Here is a 24,060-nt window from a genome sequence, read left to right as displayed (position 1 = left end):
CTCGCGGCCCCTCCCCCAAACCGCGGGGGAGGGGCGTTGGGGCACGCGCATTGGCGCGCGGTGGCCGGCGGCGGCGCAACGGACGGCACGGGCAGCCACGCGGGGCGGCCCCTACGGGTCTGGGTGCAGCCAGCGGGGGTCGCGGTGCGGCGAAGGCGGGCAGACACGTGGGTCTGCCCCTACGCGTTCGGTGCGGAACATGGGCGGCGGTGCGCGGTAGGGCACGGGCGCGATAAATCGCGCCCCTACCGGATCTGCGCAACGCACGCGCCGTTCTCCCCCTCCCCCGCCCTGCGCCCCCGCAGGCGGGGGAGGGGATCGGGGGGAGGGGGCCCTCCGCGACCCACGCCCCCTCTCTCGATGACAGGAGGGCGCAGCCCTCTCCTGTTATCGGGAGAGGGGGCAGGCGAGTGTAACGAGCCGGGGGTGAGGGCCCTCCCTCAGCGCTTCAACCCGTAATACGCAACCATCTTGTACACCAGCTTGGCCGCCACGAAATCCGGCGCCGCGTTGCCGCCGATCGGGGCGAGCTCGACGACGTCCGCGCCGACGACGTTCTTTTCGGTGAAGACGCGGCGGAGGAGCTTCATGGTGGGGTACCAGGTCATCCCGCCTGGCTCGGGGGTGCCGGTGGCGGGCATCAGCGAGGGGTCGAAGTAGTCCACGTCGAAGGTGATGTAGACGTCGTCGCCCAGCGCGTCCATGGCGCGGCCGATCCACTCCTCGTTGTCCCACATCTCCTCGGCGAAGATGGTGGTGATGGCGGGGGCGCGCTCGCGCATCAGCGCCCGCTCCTCGGTGGTGATGGCGCGGATGCCGACCTGCACCAGGTCCGCGTCGTCGATGCAGCGGGCCATCACGGCGGCGTGCGAGTAGGGGGAGCCCTCGTACTCCATCCGCAGGTCGCCGTGCGCGTCGAACTGGAGGACGGAGAGACGGCGGCCCTGCAGTCGCGCGGCGTTGGCCAGTACCGGGGCGCTGGAGATCGAGTGCTCGCCGCCCAGGCCGATCACCAGCCGGTCCCCCGCGGCCGCGAGGATGGTGTCGTACGCCTCGCGCAGCTCGCGGACGGCCGCCTCGGGGCCGGCGGAGCTGAGGTGGATCGCGGGGAGAGTGCAAACGCCGACGGCGGGGCCGGGCTCGCCGTCCAGCTCCTGGTCGTACAGCTCGATGTAGCGCGACGCCTCCAGGATGGCGGCGGGGCCCAGCTTGGTTCCGCCCTGGTACGACACGGTGGACTCGTACGGGATCGGCAGGATCACCACCCCCGCGTTCTCCCACCCGGCGGCGTCGCCCTCCAGGCCCAGGAAGTTGCGGGGAAGCTCCCAGGGGAGGTCCTTCAGTGCTTCGGGAAGCTGGCTGCTCATATCGGGTCCGGCGCTCGGGTTCGATGGAATCGGCCGGGCAAAAGAACGGGTGCGCCCCCGTGCGTCAACTGCACGAAGAGGAGGCCGCGTCCCAATGCGGCCTCCCCTCTTCCGTACTCTCCCCGCGTCTCCGCGCCTCCGCGTGAGACTTCCGTCAGCCTACCACGCCGGGCAGGTAAGCCCCGTGTACGAAAGCGTCACGCCCTGCTCCTGGCACTCAGCGCAGAGGCCGTGGATCTCCAGGCGATGGCGGGAGGGGGCAAAGCCGTGCTCGCGCGAGACGGCGTCCTTGATGCGCAGCAGCTCCGGGCTGCGGAACTCCGTAACCTTGCGGCAGTGGGTGCACACCAGGTGGTCGTGCACCGGCTGCCCGCCGAAGAGGTGCTCGTAACGCTTGAAGCCGTCGCCGAAGTCGTGGTCCTCCACCAGTCCGCTCCGCACCAGGATCTCCATGGTGCGATAGATGGTGGCCTTGCCGATGCGCTCGCCCCGCTCCCTGAGGCGCGCCTCGATCTCCTCGACCGAGAGGTGCTCGGTGGTGCTGAACACCACGTCGGCCACCACCTCGCGCTGCTGCGTGACCGGGAGCCCCTGCTGCTTCAGGTAGCGCCGGAAGAGTGGGAGGTACGGCGAGGCCGCCGGGGGTGAATCGAGGGTCGCTACCGACATGCTGGGCTCCTTGCGGGAAAGCTCGCCGACTTCACGGCACCCCAACGATAATCATTCTTGTTAGCGGGGGTCAAGCATCCCGGCGAGCTCGGCCAGCAGACGGGCCCATGCGGCGGGGTCGCCGCCCACGTCGCGCACCTCGGGGGTCTCGGTGCCACCGCCCAGCCGGCGCACCATCCCGTCCACGATGCGGTCCAGCCGGTCCGGGGGGACGGTGCCTTCCTCCTGGCGCGTGTCCACGCGGCGCGTCTTGCCGCCCTTGAGCGCCTCGGCCTCGTAGGTGAGCGTGTGCAGGGTGCGGCGCTGTCCCCGCGCATCCGGCTCGGCGAAGAGGGCGAGGACGGCCAGCCCGCTTTCCCGCGCGCCGAGGGAGCGTGCCGGGAAGATCCACACCTGGTCCACCTGCTCGGGCGGCGTCTGCTCCGCGGCCGCGGCCAGGGCGGCGGCGAGGTGGGGGTTGGGGGGAAGCACCTCAGGCGGGCTGCCGCGAGGCGACCTCGATCTCCACGTAGTGGCGCAGCACGTGGAGGAAGTCCTGCGCGTTGGTGATGACGCCGAACGCCTGGTGGGTGCCGCGGTCCTTGAGCTTGGAGACCACGAACTCCGACGAGTCCACGCAGATGGTGGTCAGCGGGCGCACCTCGCCCGTGTCCTCCCGCCACACGTACGAGGGCAGCATGTTGCCCGTGGCGATGGAGTGCAGCGCCGTGGCGATCATGATGACGCCGGTAGCGCGGCGCGTGTACTCCTTCATCGTCTCCTGGCAGACGATGGCGTCGGTCAGCGTGTCGGGAAGCGGCCCGTCGTCGCGGATGGAGCCGGCGAGGACGAAGGGGACGCCGGAGGTCACCAGCGCGTGCATGATCCCCTCCGTCACCACCCCCTGCTCCACCGCCGCGCGGATGGAGCCGGCCGCACGCACGCGGTTGATGGCGCGCATGTGGAAGCCGTGCCCGCCGATCATGGGGAGCCCCCGCGAGTTCATCCCCAGCGTGGTGCCCATGGTGGCCGACTCGATGTCGTGCACCGCCACCGCGTTGCCGCCGAACATCACCCCCACGTAGCCGTTGCGGATGAACCAGGCCAGCGTGTCGCGCCCCCGCGAGTGCAGCACGGCGGGGCCCACCACCCACACGAAGCAGCCGCCGCGCTCCTTCTCCTCCACCAGGATGCGCGCCATCTCCGCGTAGTCGGTCGGCTTCTCGCGCGACACTTCGGACGACATGAACTTGAACTCGCCTTCGGGTCCCTGGTCCGGGTCGCCCATGAGCCCGGCCACGTGCACGAAGATCCCCTCGGAGCCGTCCTCCGCCATCCCCATGGCCACCTGCTGCCCGGCGCGCACGTAGCGCCCCTCCAGCACCCGCGGCACGCCGTCCGGGTCCAGCACCAGGGCCGCGTCCATGCGCGGGTCACGCGGGAGCCGCCACTCCCCGCCGGTGTGCACGTAGGTGGGGAGGTTGGTGGTGGAGAAGAAGCCTTCCGGAAGGACGCCGTCGGCGGGCGCCGGGGCGAAGCGTGCTTCGGGCGCGGACTGGAAGCGCGGCTGCGAAAAGTCCGGTGCGCGGTACATGGGGAACGATCTCGGCTGGGGTCTGGAGGGCCGCTCGGACTGCGCGGAAGCGGGCATCCGCGCGGCGCGGGGCCGGACGGAAAAGGTAGCGGGGGGCCCCCGCGGCGGACAAGCCGGGGGCGGGGTCTTTCGCTCCGGGGCGCGAGGGTCCAAATTGCGCCCCCGCAACGCACAAACCGCAACGCTCCCAACCCCGGAGGCCGCACTGGCTACCGACTGGACGATCGAGGACTCCCGCGAGCTCTACAACGTGGAGGGGTGGGGGGTCGGCTACTTCGAGATCAACGACAAGGGGCACGTCGCCGTGCGCCCCACGCGCGAGGATGCGCGCGAGCTGGACCTGTTCGAGATCGCCATGGACATGGAGGCGCAGGGGGTGCGCCTTCCGCTCCTGCTGCGATTCTCGGACATTCTGCGCACCCGCATCGAGACGCTTACGGAGCGCTTTCAGCACGCCATCAAGGAGTTCGACTACGAAGGGGGCTACACCACCGTCTACCCCATCAAGGTGAACCAGCAGCGCCACGTGGTGGAAGAGATCGTGGCGTTCGGCAAGGCGCACGGAGTGGGGCTGGAGGTGGGGAGCAAGCCGGAGCTGCAGGCCGTGCTCGCCCTCACCGAGAGCGCGGACCACCTGATCGTGTGCAACGGCTACAAGGACGAGGAGTTCATGCGCCTGGCCATGATGGGCCAGAAGCTGGGGCACAAGGTGCTCATCGTCATCGAGAAGCTGAGCGAGGTGGAGACGCTGCTGCGCGTGGCCGACGAGATCGGCGTGGTGCCGACGCTGGGCGTGCGCATCAAGCTCACCACCACCGGCAGCGGCCGCTGGAGCGAGACGGCGGGGGAGAAGAGCAAGTTCGGACTCAACGCGTCGCAGGTGGTGCGCGTGCTGGACAAGCTGGAGGCGGCGGGGCGGCTGGACACGCTCAAGCTGATCCACTTCCACCTGGGCTCGCAGATCCCGGACATCCGCAACATCAAGCTGGGGATGGCGGAGGTGGCGCGCTTCTATGTGGAGCTGCGCAACATCGGCGTGGGGATCGAGTACGTGGACGTGGGCGGCGGGCTGGGGGTGGACTACGACGGGTCGCGCTCCACCTCGTCGGCCAGCGTCAACTACAGCGTGCAGGAGTACGCCAACGACATCATCTACGGCCTGGCCGAGGCGTGCCGCGAGAACGAGATCCCCATGCCGCACGTGATCAGCGAGAGCGGGCGCGCCCTCACCGCGCACCATGCCCTGCTGCTGATCAACGTGGTGGACCTGGAGACGCAGGTGGCCGGCGAGCCCGAGCCCGTGGACGAGGACGCGCACGCGCTGGTGCTGGAGCTTGCGGCGACGCTGAAGGAGGTGGGCGTCCGCAACACCCGCGAGGTGTACCACGACACCTCCTTCGCCAAGCAGCAGATGCAGCTCTTCTTCAACAGCGGCTCGCTGTCGCTGCGGGAGCGGGCCGCGGCGGAGCGCTACTGGCTGGCGATCATGAACCGCGTGGCCGACGAGGCTCGCAAGGACCCGGAGGAGTACGAGGACATCCTCCCCGAGCTGGAGTCGGTGCTGATCGACCGCTACTTCTGCAACTTCTCGCTCTTCCAGTCGCTCCCGGACTCGTGGGCGATCGACCAGCTCTTTCCCATCATGCCGATCCACCGGCTGGGGGAGGAGCCCACGCGGCGCGGCACGCTGCAGGACGTGACCTGCGACTCGGACGGCAAGATCGACAGCTTCGTGGGGTGGCGTAAGGCCAAGCCGTCCCTCGAGCTGCACACCTTCCACCCGGACGAGCCGTACATCCTGGGGATCTTTTTGACGGGCGCGTACCAGGAGATCCTGGGCGACCTGCACAACCTGTTCGGCGACACCAACGCCGTGCACATCCGCCTGGCCGAGGGCGGCTACGAGATCGGCGACCTCGTGCACGGCGACACGGTGACCGAGGTGCTGAACTACGTGCAGTTCAACGCGCAGGACCTGATCGCCACGTTCCGGAAAAAGGTGGCGAACGCGCGACTGCCCCGGGCGCAGGCGAACCGCTTCATCGCCGACTACGTGGACGGGCTGGCGGGGTACACGTATCTGGAGTCGGAGGTGGAGTAGGCCCCACCCCCAGCGTCGCTCCGCGACGCATCCCCCTCCCCCGATACTGCCCGGGGGAGGGGGTTTGGGTTGGGTGGTGCGGGTGGCGGGCGGCGGTGTGGCGGCGGGCACGGGCAGCCACGTGGGGCGGCCCCTACGGGGTTTCGGGGTAACGACGGGTTCGGAGGGGCGGCGGACACGGGCTACCGGATCGCGGCAATGCAGGCAGATGCAAGCAACCGCCCCCTCCCCCAGGCAGTTTTGGGGGAGGGGGATGCGTCGCGGAGCGACGCTGGGGGTGGGGGCGAAACTTCCCCCGCGCCGCCGCCGTAACGCACCTGGTCCCGGAAGAGGCCGGGTTACGCACGCACCTGGAAAGGCGAGGGCACGGTGAGAAATCCTCGAATTGCGGCTCTCCTGAGCCTCCTGATCCCTGGGATCGGGCAGATCTACAACGGCAAGTTCCTGCGCGGGCTCTTCTGGCTGATCGTGACGCCGGGGATGTGGATCGGAACCGGCGGGCTGCTCGGGTGGGTCTGCCACCTGATTGCCGCGTACACCGCGTACAACTACGCCAAGGAACACCCCTACCGCTGACTCGCGGGAGGGATGGATGACGAAGGGGCGGCCCGCTGCAGCGGGGCGCCCCTTCGTCCTGTCAGCCGGCGCTGCGGGCGGCGGCGAGGACGGGTGGGGCGACCTCGTCGATGCCGCCGGGGATCAGCGCGCCGGCGGCTTTCACGTGCCCGCCGCCGCCGAAGCGCCGCGCCAGGCGGTTGACGTCCGCCGCGCCGTTGGAGCGGAAGGAGACCTTGGTGTCGCCCTCGCCCGTCTCGCGAAAGAGCATCGCCACCTCGGTGCCCTCGATGGAGCGCACGTGCTCGATGAGGCCGTCGAAGTCCTCGCCGGTGGCGCCCAGGCGCGTGGCGGTGTCGGCGCGCACCGTCATCCAGGCGATGCGCGCCTCCGGGTCCGTGCGCAGGGTGGCGAGCGCCTCGCGCAGCAGCTCCAGGCGGCGCAGCGGGGCCGTGGCGAACATGCGGCGGTACACCACCTCCGTGTCGATGCCGCGGCCCAGCAGCTCCGCGGCCACCGCGTGGATACGCGGGGTGGTGTTGGAGTAGCGAAAGGAGCCGGTGTCGCTCACGATGGCCACGTACGCGCCCAGCGCCGAGGCGTGCGGCACGGTGTCACCCGCCAGCGTGATCAGGTCGTACACCATCTCGCCGGTGGCGCCGGCGGAGGGGTCCTGCACGGCGGTGTCGCCCACCACCTCACTGCCGGCGGGGTGATGGTCCACCACCAGCGTGCGGTCGGGCGGGAGGTGCTCGGCCATGGCGCCCACGCGCGGCGGCTCCGAGGTGTCCAGGACGACGAAGAGGTCGGCCTCCGCGAGCGCGGCCTCGCCCTCGGGGGTGCCCATCTCGGCCACCACGTCCTGCCGGTGCAGGCAGAAGCGGAAGAGGTCCGGGAAGGGGGTGGGGTTGACGATGGACACCTCGATGCCGCGCGACTCCAGCCACGCCGCCATGGCCGCCTGCGAGCCGCTGCCGTCGCCGTCCGCGCCCACGTGGGTCACCAGCACCACGCGGCGGGCCGCGAGGAGGCGCTGGAGGACGCGCCGCAGCGGAAATGCGCGCGATTCGGGAACGGCGAGGAGGTCGTGGCTCGGCATCAGCGGCGGGCGCAGGGCGTACGCGGGGCGGGATCGCCCCCGGTGCAGCGCGTGGATGGTACGCCCCCGCGCGCCCCGCCGCAACCGTCGCGGCGCACACATTGCGGCCAACCGTCCGAACGAACGCTTGAACCCACGCCACACGCGCGTTACATTGCCGACTTCAAGCGAAGCCACGTCCCGCTCCCTCCCATTCCGCCCCGTGACGCAGCACGCGGAAGCCCCGGCTCCACACGCGGCCCCCACCGGACCGCTTCGTACGCGCGCCCTCGGTCCCGGCGCGCTCGTTTCCAACCCCACGGCGGACGCCGATCCGCCCAGACCGGAGCAGCCATGAACTATTTCGCCCGCAAGAACATCGACCAGTTGCAGGCGGACGCGACCGCGGAGGGCGAGCACGCGCTGAAACGCGAGCTGGGACCGCTGAACCTGGTCTCGCTGGGGATCGGGGCCATCATCGGAACCGGCATCTTCGTGCTCACCGGCACCGCGGCCGCGCAGCATGCGGGGCCCGCCATCGTGCTGGCGTTCGTCTTCGCGGGGATCGCGTGCGTCTTCGCCGGTCTGTGCTACGCAGAGTTCGCGGCCATGATCCCCATCGCCGGCTCGGCGTACACCTACGGGTACGCCACGCTGGGCGAGCTGATCGCGTGGATCATCGGGTGGGACCTGATCCTGGAGTACCTGTTCGGCGCGGCGACGGTGGCGGCGGGGTGGTCGGGGTACGTCAACTCCTTCCTGCACGACCTGGGGATCAAGCTTCCCCCCTACCTCACCAGCCCCACGGGCGAGCTGGTGCAGGCGCCAGGCTCGGAGACGTGGGTGCGCAAGACGGCGGCGCTGGCCGAGTCGCTCTCCAAGCAGGGGGTGGACATCAACACCCTGCCGCAGGCGAACGGCGGCTTCAACGTGATCGCCGCGCTCGGCATCTTCGCGGTGACGGTGCTGCTGGTGATCGGCATCAAGGAGTCCGCCCGCTTCAACAACGCGGCGGTGGCCATCAAGCTGGGCGTGGTGGCGGCGTTCATCCTGGCGGGCGGCTACTACGTGCTCACGCACTGGGGCCAGTCGGTGGACCACTGGACGCCGTTCATCCCCACCAGCACGGGCCCCGGGCAGTACGGCTTCAACGGCATCATCGCGGCGGGCGGCGTCATCTTCTTCGCCTACATCGGCTTCGACGCGGTCTCCACCACGGCGCAGGAAGCCAAGAACCCGCAGCGGGACATGCCCATCGGCATCCTGGGGTCGCTGGTCATCTGCACCGTGCTGTACATCCTGGTGTCGGGGATCATGACGGGGATCGTGGAGTACCCGCGCCTCAACGTGGGCGAGCCGATCGCGGTGGCCATCGACGCGACGGGGTACACCTGGCTGGCGCCGTGGATCAAGATCGGCGCGATCGCCGGTCTCTCGTCCGTGATGCTGGTGATGCTCATGAGCCAGCCGCGCATCTTCTACACGATGTCGCGCGACGGGCTCCTTCCGCCGCTGTTCAGCCGCCTTCACCCGCGCTTCCGCACGCCGCACATCAGCAGCGCGCTGGTGGGCACGGTGTGCGCGCTGCTGGCCGGCTTCTTCGACGTGTCGGAGCTGGGGCACCTGGTGTCGATCGGCACGCTGCTGGCCTTCTGCATCGTGTGCGGCGGCGTGTGGTACCTGCGCGTGAAGGAGCCGAACCGCCCGCGGCCGTTCAAGACGCCGTTCGTGCCGCTCTTCCCCATCCTGGGGATCGCGTCGTGCCTGTACCTGATGACGGGTCTGCCGCGCGAGGCGTGGGTCCGGCTCTTCATCTGGCTGGCGATCGGGCTGCTCATCTACTTCCTGTACGGCCGCATCAACAGCGTGGTGCAGCGTACGGGCGACGAGGCGCACGGCGGGCTGCAGGAGCCCCCGCGCCCCACGTTCACGGACGACAAGGACGGCTTCTGAGCCTTTCGTGAAGCGGTGAAGGCGGGCCGGGCGCGGAGTTTCCGTGCCCGGCCCGCTTGCGCTAACGGCTTCTTTCAGCCATCCTATCGCGCGCGCCACGGCGCCCGCGCTGTGCGCCCCCTCCCCCGCCCCACGGCGGCGGGACGGGTGTGCAAGCGGGCGCGTCCTTTTTTTCAGTAGCCCCAACACCGTCCACATGCATCCGATCGCATACGCTGTCCCCGCCCTTGGGGTGCTGGCCCTGGTCTACACCTTTGTGATGTCCGGGTGGGTTTCGAAGCAGGACGCCGGCAACGAGCGCATGAGCACCATCGCCGGCTACATCGCCGACGGCGCCCGCGCCTTCCTGAACGCGGAGTACCGCGTGCTGGCGATGTTCGCGGTGGTCGCCTCGCTCTTCCTGGGCTACCTGAGCTACGCCGACGAGCGGTCGCACCCGCTGATCATCGCGGCGTTCCTGATCGGCGCCCTCTTCTCGGCCGTGGCCGGGCGGATCGGGATGATCATCGCCACCAAGGCCAACGTGCGCACGGCGCAGGCGGCGCGCACCAGCCTGTCGAAGGCGCTCGACGTGTCGTTCGCGGGCGGCTCGGTGATGGGGATGGGCGTCGCGGGCCTGGCGGTGCTGGGCCTGGGCGGCCTCTTCATCGCCTTCTACGGCTTCTTCGTGCACGGCGAGTCGCCCAACGGCTTCCAGATGGAGCGTGCGCTGGAGGTGCTCACCGGCTTCTCGCTGGGCGCCGAGAGCATCGCGCTCTTCGCCCGCGTGGGCGGCGGCATCTACACCAAGGCGGCCGACGTGGGCGCCGACCTGGTGGGCAAGGTGGAAGCGGGCATCCCCGAGGACGACCCGCGCAACCCCGCCACCATCGCGGACAACGTGGGCGACAACGTGGGCGACGTGGCCGGGATGGGCGCGGACCTCTTCGGCTCGTACGTGGCCACCATCCTGGCGACGATGGTGCTGGGGCGCGAGGTGGTGGCCGGCGGCGACAACTTCGGCGGGCTGAGCCCCATCCTGCTCCCGATGGTGATCGCCGGGCTGGGGATCGTCTTCTCGCTGATCGGCATCCTGCTGGTACGCGTCAAGGAGGGCGGCGACGTGCAGGCCGCGCTCAACCGCGGCAACTACACCTCCATCGTGCTCACGGCCATCGGCTCGTACTTCCTGATCCGCTGGATGCTCCCGGAGTCGATGAAGATGCAGCGCCTGGGCTCGCAGGAGTTCGGGCCGATGGGCGTGTTCGGCGCGGTGGCGGTGGGGCTGGCGGTGGGCGCGCTGATGAGCATGATCACCGAGTACTACACGGCGATGGGCAAGCGCCCGGTGAACACCATCGTCCAGCAGTCGTCCACCGGCCACGCCACCAACGTGATCGGCGGCCTGGCGGTGGGGATGGAGTCCACCACGCTCCCCATCCTGGTGCTGGCGGGCGGCATCATCGGCTCCTACGAGTTCGCGGGGCTGTACGGCGTGGCGATCGCCGCGGCGGGGATGATGGCGACGACGGCGATGCAGCTGGCCATCGACGCCTTCGGCCCCATCGCGGACAACGCGGGCGGCATCGCGGAGATGAGCGAGCTTCCCGCCGAGGTGCGGCAGCGCACCGACATCCTGGACGCGGTCGGCAACACCACCGCGGCCACCGGCAAGGGCTTCGCCATCGCCTCGGCGGCGCTGACGTCGCTGGCGCTCTTCGCGGCGTTCATGGGGATCTCGGGGATCGACGTCATCGACATCTCCAACGCGCGGGTGCTGGGCGGCCTGTTCGTGGGCGCGATGATCCCGTTCATCTTCTCGTCGCTGGCGATCGCCGCGGTGGGGCGCGCGGCAATGGCGATGGTGCAGGAGGTCCGCCGCCAGTTCCGCGAGATCCCGGGGATCCTGGAGGGCACGGGAATGCCGGAGTACGGCCGCTGCGTGGCCATCTCCACCCAGGCCGCCATCCGCGAGATGATGCTGCCGGGCGCCATCGCCCTGATCGTGCCGGTGATCGTGGGCTTCACCATGGGGCCCGAGGTGCTGGGCGGTCTGCTGGCCGGTGTGACGGTGTCGGGCGTGCTGATGGCGATGTTCCAGTCCAACGCCGGCGGCGCGTGGGACAACGCCAAGAAGTCGTTCGAAAAGGGCGCCATGATCGACGGCGCGCTGGTGTACAAGGGCTCGGACGCGCACAAGGCCGCCGTCACCGGCGACACGGTGGGCGACCCGTTCAAGGACACCTCCGGCCCGTCGATGAACATCCTGATCAAGCTGATGTCCATCGTCTCGCTGGTGATCGCCCCGCACATCGCCGTGCGTCCGCCCGTGCGCGAGCCCGAGGCCCGGGCGCCGGTGGTGGCGCCGCCCGCGGTGGCGGCGACGGGCGTGGCGGCGCCGGTGGTGCCGGTGGTGCGGTAGGGGCCCCCTCCCCCCGGCCCCCTCCCCCGCCTGCGGGGGCGCAGGGCGGGTGAGGGGGAGAACCCCGTGCGCCGCGCGGATGCCTCGTAGGGGCGCGATTCATCGCGCCCGTGCCACGGGCGGCACCGAACCCCGCGGCGCTCGAGACCGCTTCAGCGGTCTTCCCGTGGTTCCAGCCGGGGGATTCATCCCCCGGTACCCGCGGCCGGTGTTGCGTCGAATACAGAAGGGCGGCCCCACACCGGGGCCGCCCTTCTTCTTTTCTGCCAATCGCGTCGCGCCTAGCGCCAGTCCATCAGCATGCGGCGGATGGTGTCGCGGTGGGTGCTCTCGTCGACGATCAGGTCTTCGAGCTGGATCTTGATGGCGATCTCGCCCGCGGCCTCGGCCTGCTCGATGCGGCGCGTGTACCGCTCGATGGTGTCCACCTCGCCCTGGAGGGCGTTCTCCAGCATCTCGCGGTTGTTCTTGGCCATCGGCACCGGCGCGGGCACCACCGTGGGCGTGCCGCCGAGCGCGACGATCTTGTCGGCGAGCAGGGCGGCGTGGCCCAGCTCGTCCGGGATCTCCGCCTCAAAGAAGTCGCGCAGCTCCTGCCGGTTCGGGCCCGTCACCAGCGCCGCGTACGTCCGGTACAGGATCACGGCCTGGTATTCGGCCGCAAGGTCCTCGTTCAATCCGTCGATCAGATCCTTCACGTCCGACATCGTTCCTCCCGATTTGAGCGGTTGTGGTTCGAATCCGGTGAGTCCTGAGTGCTAAGTCCTAAGTGCTAAACAGCGGTGTTCAGCACTCAGCACTCAGCACTTAGCACTTAGCACTTCCTTACGGCACCACCTCCCGTCGCTCCTCCGCCGACCGATACGCGGCCTCCACCAGCCTCAGAAGCTGCACGTGCTCGCGGGCGGAGGAGTCGGGCGGCTGCTCGCCGCGGACGACTTCAACGAAGTGCTGCAGCTCGCTGCGGTACGAGGCGGTGAACAGGTTCTCGCGGCCGGGCGGGAGTTGCGGCGTCACCTCGGTGAGGCCGGTGGACATCTCGCGGTACACCGCCAGCGGCGAGAGCGACGCGGAGCCGGCCGAGCCGAGCACGTGCAGGAACTGGCGGTCGCGCGCGGAAAGGAGGTTCCAGCTCGCCTCCAGGTTGATCACGCGGTCGCCCTCCAGACGCAACAGGAGGGCCGCGGCGTCCTCCACCTCGCTGCCGGCCGGGCGGTGCATCTGGGCCGAGATGCGCTCGGCTTTCGGGTGGTCCAGGATCCAGAGCGCCAGGTCCAGCATCTGGATGCCGAGGTCCATGAACGCGCCGCCGCCCGCCGCCGCCTTGCTCTCGCGCCAGGTGCGGCCGCGCGGCTGCGCGCGGTTCAGCCACCCCGCTTTGAGGTAGAAGACGTCGCCCAGCTCGCCGCTCTGCACGAAGGAGCGGATGGCGCGGGCGTCGGCGCGGAAGCGCTGGTTCATGGCCACCTGCAGCCGCCCCTCGGCGCCCTCCTCCGCCAGCACCCGCTCCACCCCGGCCGCGGTGAGGGCGAGCGGCTTCTCGCAGAGGACGAACTTCCCCGCCCGCAGCGCATCCAGGACGTTGTCCTCGTGGCGGTTGCTGGGAGTGCAGACGACCACGGCGTCCACGGTGTCGTCGGCCAGCACGTCGTCGGTGTCGCGCGCGCCGCTCGCGACGCCGAAGCGCTCGGCGATGGTGCGGGCGGTGCGCGGGTCCTTGTCCACCACGGCGGTAACCTCGACGCCGCGCATGCGGGTGAGGATGGGGAGGTGCACCACCTGCGCGATGGCGCCGGCGCCCAGCACCGCCACGCGCACGTTGCCGCGCGGGCTCACGGGCGCACCTCCGCCGCCGGCGCGCGGCGCTCGGGGAGGACGATGCTCCCCCCCACCCCTGCCCCGAACCAGTTTACGCCGCCGGCCAGCACGGCGCGCGCCTCGCCATGGATGCGGAGGCGTCCGATGGGGAACTCCACGCCGGCCATGGCGTTGAGCCCCGGTGTGATGGCGTCCAAGATCTCTTCCACGAAGGTGTTGTCGATGAAGTCGCCGCCGCCGTTCACCAGGTGGAGCCCGGCGCCCAGCCCCACGTACGGCTGCACCCGCAGCGGCCCGCCCACCAGGTACCGCGCATCCAGGTCGATCGAGAGGTCGCTGATGTCCACCTCGCCCAGGTCCAGTCCGGGGCACGGGGTGCCGCCCGCCTCGCACAGCTCCTGCACCCGCTGCCGCACGTGGCTGACCTCCTGGTCGCGCAGCTCCGTGGCCCAGAAGGTCATCGAAGGCGACACCCGCACCCGCGGTGCCAGCCTTCCGAGGTACGCGTTCAGGTGGACGCCCGTCGTGGCCTCGCTGCGCGCCGGCACCACCTGGTACAGCGTCGCCCCGAACCCCTGGAACTCCAGCGCGCGCAGCCCGAACTGCTGGCCCGCAGCGGGCGCGGCGAGCAGCGCGAGGGCGAGGGAGATGGGGGTGGCGCGTAGCATGGAGGAGAAGTGCGTTAGTGCGTTAGTGCGTTAGTGCGTTAGTGCGTTAGTGCGTTGCGAGTTGTGAGCAAACCCTTATGTCATCCTGAGGGAGCCGCCCAACAGAAGACAGCCGCACACCCAAGCTCCTGCGGCGACTGAAGGATCTAGCCGGCGAGGCAAGAGGCCCGAGCCGCACGCCAGACCCCTCGGTACGCGCAGTAGATCCTTCGCTCCGCGCCAGGCATCTCGGACGTGGATAGGGCAGTGCGGCGCGTCGCTCAGGATGACAAAGGTTCCTTGAGCGCACTCACGCACTCACGCACTAACGCACTTCCGTTAGTAGACTTTGCGGATCTCCGTCCCCGGATAGTACGCGCGCAGGATGGTGCGGTAGTCCTGGCCGGCGCGGGCGCGGCCCATGGCGCCTACCTGGCACATCCCGATCCCGTGGCCCCAGCCGCCACCCTCAATGACCACGCCGCCGTCCGGGGACATGCGGGCGTCGAACTTGGAGGAGTTCAGGATGCCGCCGCGCATCGGCGTCAGGATCCAGCGCACGCGATCTTTGCCCACGGTGAAGCGCCCGGCGTCCGTGTCGATCGTCATCGTGCGCACGCGGCCCGAGGGGGTGCGCGTGAGGACGCGCATGTCGGTCACGCGGGTGATGCGGCGCCCGCGCAGCGAGTCGGCCAGCGTCTTGTTGAGTGTGGAGACCAGCTCCGGACCCGTCCAGCGCTCCGTCCAGGTGAAGCGCGAGGAGCTGCGGTCGAAGGCCTCGCCCGTGGCCGGGTTCACGTCCACCACGGAGACGAGGTACGGGATCGGATTCTCGTTCCACACCTCGTCGATGGCGGCGGTGCGGCCGGCGCAGGTGGAGTGATAGTAGGCCACGATCGGCTGCCCGTTGTACTGCATCACCTCGCCCACCGTCCCGAGCACCGCCTCGGAGATCAGCGGCGTCTCGCCCGTCACGCCGCCGTACACCTGGTCCTCGACGGTCGCGTACACGTCGAACCCCTGCGCGCTGCGGCGTCCCAGGTAACGGACGGCGTAGGTGCGCGCGGCGACGGCCTGCGCCTTGGCGGCTTCCACGATCTCCGGCGTGACCACCCCGAGCTCCTTCGGCACCACGCCGAGGAGGTAGCTCTCCATGTCCAGGCGGTTGACGAGCGTAATGCCGCCGCGCGGGCTCTGCTGCACCACGAAGACGCCGCGGTACGGCTTGCCGCGCAGGCGCAGGATGCCCTCCGGCGCCTCGACGGTGAGCGGCGCGCGAAGGCCGGCCTGCGTGCGCCCGCCGCTGGTGCGCAGGCTGATTCCGTCGGCGGATGAGGAGAAGCGCACCGTCTCGCCGGCGTTCACGCGCGCCACCTCGCGCCCGTCCGCGGAGCGCACCACGAAGCGGTCGTCCGCGCCGACCTCCACCGATGCGCTGTCCACCACCAGCCCCACGGCCACCGGTGTTGCCAGCGTGGTGACGGCGTCGGGGACGCGCGCGGGGGGCGCGGGAGGCGCCGGCGCCGGTGCGGCCGGGGGCGCGGCGGGTGGCAGCGGTGCCGGGATCGGTCCGGGAGCGGCGGGCGGTGGAGAACAGGCCGCCGCCACCAGCAGGAACGCCGCGGCGGCGCTATGCCAGGGCTTCACGGAGCGCCTCGCGGGAGCGCTGGATCGTCTCGTCGACATCGGAATCGGTGTGGGCTGTAGATAGGAAGCCGGCTTCGAAGGCGCTCGGCGCGAAGAAGACTCCGCGCCGCAGCATCCCGTGGTAGAACCGCTGGAAGAGCGCCACGTCGCTGGCCTTCGCGTCTTCGAACGAGCGGATGGGTCCAGCGGCAAGGAACACGCCCCACATCGAGCCCAGGCTCCCGCCGGACATCGGCATGCCCAGCTCCGCGCCCACGCCGAGCAGCCCGTCCACCAGCCGCCGAGTGCGCCGCTCCAGCTCCGGGTACGGGTTCTCGTCCCGCAGGATGCGCAGCTGCGCCAGCCCGGCCGCCATTGCCAGGGGATTGCCGCTGAGGGTGCCGGCCTGGTACACGGGGCCCACGGGCGCGATGTGGTCCATGATGTCGCGCCGTCCACCGTACGCGCCCACGGGAAGCCCCGCGCCGATCACCTTCCCCAGCGTCGTGAGGTCGGGGCGGATGCCGAAGCGCTCCTGCGCCCCGCCGGGCGCCACGCGGAAGCCCGTCATCACCTCGTCCAGCACCAGGAGCGAGCCGTCCGCCTCCGTGATGCGCCGCAGCCCGGGGAGGAAGTCGTCGTCGGGCGCGATGAAGCCCGCGTTCCCCACCACCGGCTCCACGATCACGCACGCGATCTGGCCGGGGAAGGCGCGGAACGCTTCCTCCACGGCCGCGAGGTCGTTGTAGGGGGCGGTAAGGGTCAGCTTCGACAGCGCAGCCGGGACGCCGGGGGAGTTGGGGAGGCCGAGCGTGGCGACGCCGGAGCCCGCCTTCACCAGAAAGGAGTCGCCGTGGCCGTGGTAGTTCCCCTCGAACTTCAGGATCATGTCGCGGCCCGTGAACCCGCGGGCGAGGCGCACGGCGGACATCGTCGCCTCCGTGCCGCTGCTCACGAAGCGGAGGCGCTCCATTGAGGGGACGAACTCGCGCACGAGCTCCGCGAGCTCCACCTCCCCCGCGGTGGGCGCGCCGTACGACGTCCCCCGCCCCGCCGCATCGCACACGGCGGCGGCGACGGCGGGGTGCGCGTGCCCCAGGATCAGTGGACCCCAGCTCAGCACGTAGTCGATGTACTCGTTGCCGTCCGCATCCCACAGCCGCGACCCGGCGGCGCGCTCCACGAAGAACGGATCGCCCCCCACTCCGCGAAACGCGCGCACCGGCGAGTTGACCCCTCCCGGCGTCACCCCCTGTGCGCGCACAAAGAGCGTCGCCGACCGCGCACGGGCCGGGTTCTTGCCCTCGCCCCCCGAAACCGAATCCGACATTCAACCGACCTCAAGGATGGATCGTATGACCAGGCGCCTCGCGTACGCCGTGCTGGCTCTCGCGCTCGTGGTGGCCCCGCTGGCCGCCTGCGACGACGACATGGACGACCGCCGCGACGGCGCGGAAGAGAACGCCGGCCAGAACCAGGCCCCCGCGGATACGGCGAAGGCGCCGTGACTTAGTGCCTAGTGCCTGGTGCCCAGTGCCTAGTCACCGCAGTTACTTGGCACTAGGCACTCGGCACTAGGCACTTTCTTCACGACCGGAAGTTTCCGAACGACAGCTCGATCCCGAAGTCCTCCTTCTTGAGCGTGGCGATCACCGCCTGCAGCTCGTCGATGGAGGGCGAGGTGACGCGCACCTGCTCGTCCTGGATCTGCGCGCTGACCTTTTTGAAGCCGGCGGCCTTGATCGCCTTCACGATCTCCTTCCCCTTTTCGGTGGAGATCCCCTGCACCAGCGTGATCGTCTGCCGCGCCTTGCCGCCGAACGCCTGCTCCACCTCGCCGTAGTCGAGGTTGCGCACGGGCACGCCCCGCTTGATCAGCTTGGTCTGGATGACGTCCACCAGCGCTTGGAGCTTGTACTCGTCGTCGGAAAGGAGGGTGAGCGTCCCGTCCTTTTTGCTGAACTCGATCTCCGCCGTGGAGCCCTTGAAGTCGAAGCGCTGGAGGATCTCCTTGCGCGCCTGGTTGAGGGCGTTGTCGACCTCCTGGAGGTCCACGGTCGAGCTGATGTCGAAGGTGGCCGTCTTTGCCATGGTCTCGGTCCGGGTGGATGGGGTCGGCGCCAATGTAGGCGGGCGGCCGGGGGCGGAGCAAGGCGGAGGGCGGCGTGCGCGAGTCGTCGCGGCGCGGGCGGAGTGCACCCTTTCCCCCGCTTGCGGGGGAGAGGGCCGGGGAGAGGGGGAGCCGGCGTGCCCCGATGCGTGCCGAGAACGATTGAGGTTGCCTTTCGTGCCGTTTCCTTGTGATCTTGTGAGTCCGGCGTTTCCACCGCTGCGTTCCACCCCGCTTCGCCCAGGCACGATAATGTTCAGGCTCCTCCTCGTACTCCTGCTCGCCGTCACCGCGTTCCGCCCTGCTCACGCACAGGAGCATGTCTATGGAGACTCGGCGCCACCGACGGTCGCTTCTGCCGGGTTGCGCCTGGTCCACGACGCTCGCCTGATCCCACCTGCACGCGTAGACGCTCTCCTTGCTCCTGAACGTGCCGTGGACGCGCCTCGAACGCCTGCGCTCGCCCGGGACAGCCATTGGAGGACGGGCGCGGTAGTTGGTGGCGTGCTGGGGGCGCTAGCGGGATTTGGGCTCGGGTACGGAATGGACAACCTCATCAATGAAGGGAAATGGAGGGTAGGAGAGAACGCGATCGGCGGCACTGTGATCGGTGCGGTGGGGGGCGGTTTGCTCGGGGCGGGGATCGGCTCGCTGATCCGCCGATAAGACAGAGACCCCGGCCGGAGTTTCCGGTCGGGGCCTCTGTGGTTCGCGGTGCGCGGCTTACTGGTCGAACACCTGCGTCCCCTGCGGCGGGGTGAAGCTGAACAGGTTGTCCGGGATCGCGCCGTTGACGCGGATGTTGCGCAGCTCCACGCGGCGGACGGACTCGTTCTCCTCGGTCATCTCGAAGCGGCGCACGGTGTAGTCGGCCTTGTCCACCCAGATGCGCAGCACCTTGTACGGCGACGCCTGCCTCGGGACGAGGGTGAGCGCGTAGCTGTCGTGCCCGTCCACCACCTCGCTGCGGTTCAGCGTGGGAACGAAGCGCGCGGCCGCGTTGCCGATGAACTGCCGCTGGAGGTCCACCGCTCCGCCGCCCTTGGCGATGCTGGTGCGGATCACCTGCGTGCGATCGGTGCTCGGGTAGTAGAGCCAGAAGTAGCGCCCGTCCGCCACCATCACGTCGCCCGCGGGCTGGGTGAAGCGCATCAGGAAGCGGTCCGGCTTGCGCTGGTACAGCTTGCCCGCGCTGTTCTGGGTCTGGTTGAGGAGCGGCACGCGCAGGTTCTGCACGAAGTCCGCCTCCAGCGTGCGGATGGCGTCCGCGCGCTGCTCGGTGCGGCGCAGGATCTCCATCGCGTCGTCCGTGCTCGCGGCGGTCTGGCCGGCCGGCTTGGTCGCGGGCTGCGCAGCCGGTGCGGCGCCGGGCTGCGCGGGTGCCGCCGGTGCGCCGGGCTGCGTCACCGCACCGCCGCTCTGGGCCGTGCCCCCGCCGATGGATGCCGCCGCCGTATCCGCACCCGCAACAGGGGCCTCGCGCGGCACGGCCGGCGTCTCCGCGCGCGGACGCTGCGGCGCCACACCCTGCGCGGGCGAATCGGCCGAGCTCTCCTGCCCGCCGCACGCGGCCAGCGTCACCAGCAGCATTCCAAAGGAAGCGGAACGAGTCATCACCGACCTATCTCCCGAACGAGTTCGAATCACGTATCGCAAGGTTATGCGTTGCGCTGGGTTACCCCGCCGGCACGCGCACCGTTCCGGTCTGCGTATGCGGGCTGCGTCATGGCGGCGGGCACGGGCAGCCACGTGGGGCTGCCCCTACCAGGCCTCGGTGCGCGGGGCGGCGGTCGAGATGCGGCAGGGGTGGGCGCGATTAATCACGCCCTACCACAGATCTCGACCGCGAGTCCGCGAAGGCGGACTTTGTGCTGTTGTTGCAGCGAGTTTACTCGCCCGGCCACAGCCCAACCCAGCTACCCCCCGCAAATCGAATCGATCTGGGTGAAGTCGACCAGCACGTCGCGCGGTTTGGATCCATCCGGAGGTCCGAGCACGCCGGCGAAGTGGAGCTGGTCGATGATGCGCGCGGCGCGCCCGTAGCCGATGCGCAGGCGGCGCTGGAGCAGCGAGGTGGAGCCGCCCTGGTGCTGGATGCAGAGCTCGGCGGCTTCGCGGAAAAGCTTGTCGCGCTCGCCCACCGCCTCCTCCGGCTCCAGCTCGCCCGTGTCCTCGGAGGCGCGCACGACGTCCAGGATGTTCGCCTCGCCAGTGCCCTCGGCGATCTCCAGGCCCGCGGCGAGCGCCTCCTCGCGGCGGATGCGCGCCTGTTCGCGATACCACTTCATTACCTCTTCCGTCTCTTCGGTCGAGAGGTAGGCGCCCTGGATGCGGATCAGCTCGCTGCTCCCCGGGGGCAGCATCAGCATGTCGCCGTTGCCCAGGAGCGCGTCGGCGCCGTTGCCGTCGAGGATGGTGCGGCTGTCCACCTTGGACGAGACGCGGAAGGCGATGCGGCTGGGGAAGTTGGCCTTGATCAGCCCCGTGATGACGTTCACCGAGGGGCGCTGCGTCGCCAGGATCAGGTGGATGCCAATGGCGCGCGCTTTCTGCGCTAGCAGCGCCAGCGGCTTCTCCACGTCGCCCTGCACCGTCATCATCAGATCCGCCAGCTCGTCGATGATGACGACGATGTACGGGAGCGCGCCGCCCTTGTAGAGCCACCGGTCGGGATCCCCCTCTTCACCGTCGGCCTCGGGGGAGCGGATGACGACGCCGCTCTCCACGCGCTTGTTGAAGTCCTGCAGGTTGCGGACGCCGTTCACCGAAAGGAGCTCGTAGCGGCGCTCCATCTCCAGCACCGCCCACTTGAGGACCGCCGCGGCGTCGTTGTTGTCCGTGACGACGGGGTGCCGCAGGTGGGGGAGGTCGTTGTACATGCTGAGCTCCACCATCTTCGGGTCCACCATCAGGAACCGGAGCGACTGCGGCGAGTGGCGGTAGATCAGCGAGGTGATGATGGTGTTGACGCACACCGACTTGCCCGATCCCGTGGCGCCGGCGATCAGGAGGTGCGGCATCTTGGCGAGGTCCGCGACCATCGGCCGCCCCGCGATGTCCTTGCCCAGCGCCAGCGGGAGCGCCGCCTTGCTCGCGCGGAACTGCTGGCTTTCTACGACTTCGCGGAAGAAGACCATCTCCGGCGTCGGGTTGGGCACTTCCACGCCGACGGCCCCCTTGCCGGGGATGGGCGCTACGATGCGCACCGATGGCGCCTTGAGCGCCAGCGCCAGGTCCGCCTCCAGGTTCGCGATGCGCGCCACTTTGACGCCGGGCGCGGGCGAGACCTCGAACTGCGTGACCACGGGGCCCGTCGTCATCCCGACGATCTCGCCCTCGATCTTGAACGTCGCGAGCTTGTCGATCAGCACCTTTCCCAGCTTGTCCAGCTCCTGGCGGTTGCGCTGGTCGTCACGGAACGGTGCGGCGGTGAGCAGGTCGGACGCCGGAAGGTCGCCGGCCGTGGGATCGCCCGCGTCTTCGGGGATCAGCTCCGTCTGCTCGGCGGCGGTGGAGCGTGCGACCGGCTTCGCGGCGGCTTTGGCCTTCGCGGGCGCCTTGGCCGGGGGCGCGAGGGCGACGGGGTGGTCGAGCACCGTCGCCTCCTCGTCGTCGTAGCTGGCGAAGGCGTCTTCGGGGAGGAAGTCGGCGTACTCCTCCTCGAGCTCCGCTTCGTCGATCTCCTGCTCCGTGTCGGGCGTGCGGGGGCCGCGCGTGGGGAGGAGGAGGCGCGGGTCGGGGAGGCGCAGCGTGGGCGACGGGATGGAGGTGGCGAGGGTGCGCGCGTGCCCCCAGGCCAGCCGCCCGCCGCCGACCGCGGTGCGCAGCGGGTTCCACTTGAGTGTCGCCACGCACAGCCCGGCGAAGGCGAAGAAGAGGACAAGTGACGCGCCCACCGTGCCGATCAGCGACGCCATTCCCCACCCCGCCGCGGCGCCGGTCCACCCGGCCAGCAGCGGCGGCTCCGCGACGCGTCCGATGGCGACGGCGGCGGTGGCGGGAACCAGCAGCATCAGCCCCGCCGCCAGCACGCTCCAGCGGAAGGCGGAAGGCGCCTCCAGCTTTTCGAACGCGACCAGCCCCCACAGCCCCGCCAGCACCGGCAGCGCGACCGCCCCGACGCCCAGGAACCCGAGCGTGCCGCGCGCGAGCCAGCTTCCCGCCACGCCGACCACGTTGCCGGTGGGAAAGAGCCGCATTCCGGTCGCGCCTAACAGGCCGACCGGGATCAGGGAAAGCGCGAGCAGGAGCGCGAGGGCCAGGAGTCCGAGCCCCCACAGCTCGCGCCGCTGCCGGTCGTCGAGGGATAACTGCATGGAGTTCCTGCGGGTGGGGAAAACGAAGTGCGTTAGTGCGTTAGTGCGCTTTCTTTCATCCTGAGGGAGCCGCGTCGCACGGGCCAGCGGTGCACTCCACTTTTGCGGCGACCGAAGGATCTACTCGGCGAGGCAGGAGGACGGCGGGCAAAGACGCGAGCCCCTCGTTACGCGCAGTAGATCCTTCGCTTCGCGCCCGAGGTCTGGAGAGCGGGCGAGGACTGTGAGGGCGCTTTGCTCAGGATGACAAGAAAGAACACCGCCGTTTGCGAGAGTCCGCGCAGGCGGACTTTGCGCGGTTCCAGCCGCGAATTTATTCGCCCGTGGAACGGGGCGCGGTGCCGCGTCGGGCACGGGCAACCACGTGGGGTTGCCCCTACGGATTGCGGTGCGGGAGGCGGGGCGCGGTGCCGTGGCGGGCACGGGCGTGATAAATCACGCCCCTACGACTACGACATTCCGGCCGTTACAACGCACGCACTAACGCACTCACGCACTTCCGTTCAACGTGATGCTGCGATCCTGAAGCACCGGGACCACGTCGCGGAGGTTGGTCTGGGCGCAGAAGGCGAGGTCGGCTTCGAGGCCGGCGTCGGCGACCTGGCGGCCGGCGGCGGTCTCGGCGAAGAGGGCCGCGGCGTCGCCGTCGAAGGCGCGGCCCAGGGCGAGCGCAGCCCGGGCGCCGTCGTTCATCGTCCACTCCGCGGCAGGAAGCGCTTCCATCAGGGCGCCGATCATGCGGCCGGCGGTGACGGCGTCGTCCAGGCCGAAGCGGCCCTCGCGGCCCGAGCAGAGGAAGACGGGCTCGGCGCCGGTGCGCACCAGTTCCTCGACCACGGCGTCCAGGTTGAGGAGCGCCCCGACGATCACCCGCCCCGCCCCCGCCGCGGCCGCCATCGACGCCGTGCCGTTGGTGGTGGTCATCACCAGCGTCTTGCCGCCGACGCGCTCGGGGGTGAAGTCGCCGGGCGAGTTGCCCAGGTCGAAGCCCTCGATGGTCAGGCTGCGCCGCTCGCCGCAGAGCAGCACGCCGTCGCGGCCCAGCGTGTTGGCCAGGCGGATCGCCTCCTCGATGGACGCCACGGGGAAGATGGTGCGCGCCCCCGACGCCATCGCCTCGACGATGGACGACGAGGCGCGCAGCACGTCGATCACCACGACGGTACGGCCGGCCACCTCGGCGGGGAGCGCCTCGGCGGGGGTCATGAACACGTCCAGCCGCATGTCAGGCACCCGCGCGCTCCGCCATCCAGCGCTCCAGGAACTTGGTGTCCACCTCGCCGGCCATGAAGCCGGGGTGGTCCATCACCTGGAGAAGGAAGGGGATGGTGGTGTGCACCCCCTCGATCACGAAGCCGGCCAGCGAGTGCCTCATGCGCGCGATCGCCTCCTCACGCGTGGAGGCGTGCACGATCAGCTTGGCCAGGAGCGAGTCGTAGTACGGCGGCACGCGGTACCCCGCGTACACGTGCGTGTCGATGCGCACGCCCGGTCCGCCCGGCGGGTGGAAGACCGAGATCGTGCCCGGCGACGGCGCGAAGTTGCGGGACGGGTCCTCGGCGTTGATGCGGCACTCGATGGCGTGGCCGCGCAGCTGGATGGGGTAGTCCGGGATGGAGAGCGGGAGCCCCGCGGCGGCCCGGATCTGCTCCTTCACCAGGTCGAACCCCGTGCACACCTCGGTGACGGGGTGCTCCACCTGGATGCGCGTGTTCATCTCCATGAAGTAGAACGACCCGTCGTCGTTCAGCAGCATCTCGATGGTCCCCGCGCCCACGTAGTCGATCGCCTTGGCCCCGCGCACCGCCGCCTCGCCCATGCGCGCGCGCAGGTCGTCGTCCAGCGC

At 70.1% G+C, this 24,060-nt stretch carries 21 protein-coding genes; 6 read left to right on the top strand and 15 right to left on the bottom strand.

Annotated features, from left to right (window positions below; translation table 11 throughout):
• Positions 1-440: 440 nt before the first annotated feature.
• The 4 genes from speB to VF647_24210 form a co-directional block, all read right to left on the bottom strand.
• Positions 441-1,367 (bottom strand): agmatinase, encoded by a 927-nt coding sequence (speB, locus tag VF647_24225; protein ID HEX8455209.1) that lies wholly within the window; start codon positions 1,365-1,367, stop codon positions 441-443.
• A gap of 159 nt (positions 1,368-1,526) precedes the next feature.
• Positions 1,527-2,036 carry a Fur family transcriptional regulator gene (locus VF647_24220; GenBank protein ID HEX8455208.1) on the bottom strand — a complete coding sequence of 170 codons (510 nt, stop codon included), beginning with the start codon at positions 2,034-2,036 and terminating at the stop codon, positions 1,527-1,529.
• 60 nt (positions 2,037-2,096) lie between these two features.
• Complete coding sequence (locus VF647_24215) at positions 2,097-2,507, bottom strand: hypothetical protein (GenBank protein HEX8455207.1); 411 nt, start codon at positions 2,505-2,507, stop codon at positions 2,097-2,099.
• A gap of 1 nt (position 2,508) precedes the next feature.
• Positions 2,509-3,609 carry a hypothetical protein gene (locus VF647_24210; GenBank protein ID HEX8455206.1) on the bottom strand — a complete coding sequence of 367 codons (1,101 nt, stop codon included), beginning with the start codon at positions 3,607-3,609 and terminating at the stop codon, positions 2,509-2,511.
• A 154-nt stretch (positions 3,610-3,763) separates the two neighbouring features.
• Between VF647_24210 and speA the strand changes: the two genes are divergently transcribed.
• Positions 3,764-5,710, top strand: a complete 1,947-nt coding sequence (speA, locus tag VF647_24205; GenBank protein ID HEX8455205.1) for a biosynthetic arginine decarboxylase — start codon at positions 3,764-3,766, stop codon at positions 5,708-5,710.
• Positions 5,711-6,079: 369 nt separating this feature from the next.
• Positions 6,080-6,286 carry a DUF5683 domain-containing protein gene (locus VF647_24200; protein ID HEX8455204.1) on the top strand — a complete coding sequence of 69 codons (207 nt, stop codon included), beginning with the start codon at positions 6,080-6,082 and terminating at the stop codon, positions 6,284-6,286.
• A gap of 61 nt (positions 6,287-6,347) precedes the next feature.
• Here the strand turns inward: VF647_24200 and VF647_24195 are convergent, their stop codons facing one another.
• Positions 6,348-7,364 carry a bifunctional oligoribonuclease/PAP phosphatase NrnA gene (locus VF647_24195; protein HEX8455203.1) on the bottom strand — a complete coding sequence of 339 codons (1,017 nt, stop codon included), beginning with the start codon at positions 7,362-7,364 and terminating at the stop codon, positions 6,348-6,350.
• A 333-nt stretch (positions 7,365-7,697) separates the two neighbouring features.
• Here VF647_24195 and VF647_24190 point away from each other — a divergent pair, with 333 nt between their 5' ends.
• Both VF647_24190 and VF647_24185 read left to right on the top strand, forming a co-directional pair.
• A complete protein-coding gene (locus VF647_24190) occupies positions 7,698-9,296 on the top strand; it encodes an amino acid permease (GenBank protein ID HEX8455202.1) in 1,599 nt (532 codons plus the stop codon).
• Between the two features lie 196 nt (positions 9,297-9,492).
• On the top strand, positions 9,493-11,697 hold the full coding sequence (locus VF647_24185; protein ID HEX8455201.1) for a sodium-translocating pyrophosphatase: 2,205 nt from the start codon (positions 9,493-9,495) through the stop codon (positions 11,695-11,697).
• Positions 11,698-11,978: 281 nt separating this feature from the next.
• Here VF647_24185 and VF647_24180 read toward each other — a convergent pair whose 3' ends face one another.
• The 5 genes from VF647_24180 to hemL all read right to left on the bottom strand — a co-directional run bounded on the left by VF647_24180 (position 11,979) and on the right by hemL (position 17,118).
• Positions 11,979-12,404, bottom strand: a complete 426-nt coding sequence (locus VF647_24180) for a ferritin-like domain-containing protein (protein HEX8455200.1) — start codon at positions 12,402-12,404, stop codon at positions 11,979-11,981.
• Positions 12,405-12,522: 118 nt separating this feature from the next.
• Entirely contained in the window at positions 12,523-13,533 is a 1,011-nt protein-coding gene (locus tag VF647_24175; GenBank protein HEX8455199.1) for a Gfo/Idh/MocA family oxidoreductase, read from the bottom strand.
• Positions 13,530-14,183, bottom strand: a complete 654-nt coding sequence (locus tag VF647_24170; protein HEX8455198.1) for a hypothetical protein — start codon at positions 14,181-14,183, stop codon at positions 13,530-13,532. The genes VF647_24175 and VF647_24170 overlap by 4 nt, the downstream gene beginning before the upstream one ends.
• Before the next feature lie 318 nt (positions 14,184-14,501).
• Positions 14,502-15,809: a SpoIID/LytB domain-containing protein gene (locus VF647_24165; GenBank protein HEX8455197.1), complete on the bottom strand. Its 1,308-nt coding sequence runs from the start codon at positions 15,807-15,809 to the stop codon at positions 14,502-14,504.
• Positions 15,793-17,118, bottom strand: a complete 1,326-nt coding sequence (hemL, locus tag VF647_24160) for a glutamate-1-semialdehyde 2,1-aminomutase (protein HEX8455196.1) — start codon at positions 17,116-17,118, stop codon at positions 15,793-15,795. Before hemL ends, VF647_24165 begins: the two co-directional genes overlap by 17 nt.
• A gap of 25 nt (positions 17,119-17,143) precedes the next feature.
• Here hemL and VF647_24155 point away from each other — a divergent pair, with 25 nt between their 5' ends.
• Entirely contained in the window at positions 17,144-17,296 is a 153-nt protein-coding gene (locus VF647_24155; protein ID HEX8455195.1) for a hypothetical protein, read from the top strand.
• Positions 17,297-17,375: 79 nt separating this feature from the next.
• Here the strand turns inward: VF647_24155 and VF647_24150 are convergent, their stop codons facing one another.
• Complete coding sequence (locus VF647_24150; protein HEX8455194.1) at positions 17,376-17,879, bottom strand: YajQ family cyclic di-GMP-binding protein; 504 nt, start codon at positions 17,877-17,879, stop codon at positions 17,376-17,378.
• A 562-nt stretch (positions 17,880-18,441) separates the two neighbouring features.
• Between VF647_24150 and VF647_24145 the strand changes: the two genes are divergently transcribed.
• Positions 18,442-18,564, top strand: coding sequence for a hypothetical protein (locus tag VF647_24145; protein HEX8455193.1), 123 nt, complete (start codon positions 18,442-18,444; stop codon positions 18,562-18,564).
• Positions 18,565-18,621: 57 nt separating this feature from the next.
• On the opposite strand, the gene lolA is transcribed toward VF647_24145, so the two are convergent.
• The 4 genes from lolA to VF647_24125 all read right to left on the bottom strand — a co-directional run.
• Positions 18,622-19,512 carry an outer membrane lipoprotein chaperone LolA gene (lolA, locus tag VF647_24140; protein ID HEX8455192.1) on the bottom strand — a complete coding sequence of 297 codons (891 nt, stop codon included), beginning with the start codon at positions 19,510-19,512 and terminating at the stop codon, positions 18,622-18,624.
• Between the two features lie 302 nt (positions 19,513-19,814).
• Positions 19,815-22,214 carry a DNA translocase FtsK 4TM domain-containing protein gene (locus VF647_24135; protein HEX8455191.1) on the bottom strand — a complete coding sequence of 800 codons (2,400 nt, stop codon included), beginning with the start codon at positions 22,212-22,214 and terminating at the stop codon, positions 19,815-19,817.
• A gap of 489 nt (positions 22,215-22,703) precedes the next feature.
• Entirely contained in the window at positions 22,704-23,438 is a 735-nt protein-coding gene (locus tag VF647_24130) for a 2-phosphosulfolactate phosphatase (GenBank protein ID HEX8455190.1), read from the bottom strand.
• Position 23,439: 1 nt separating this feature from the next.
• Positions 23,440-24,060, bottom strand: a 621-nt coding sequence (locus VF647_24125) for a carbamoyl phosphate synthase (protein ID HEX8455189.1), incomplete at its 5' end; no start/stop codon positions are given.

This window comes from Longimicrobium sp., assembly GCA_036387335.1.
Classification (GTDB): domain Bacteria; phylum Gemmatimonadota; class Gemmatimonadetes; order Longimicrobiales; family Longimicrobiaceae; genus Longimicrobium.
The sequence above is the reverse complement of the archived record's forward strand: the minus strand, read 5'-3'. Positions and strand labels throughout refer to the sequence as shown.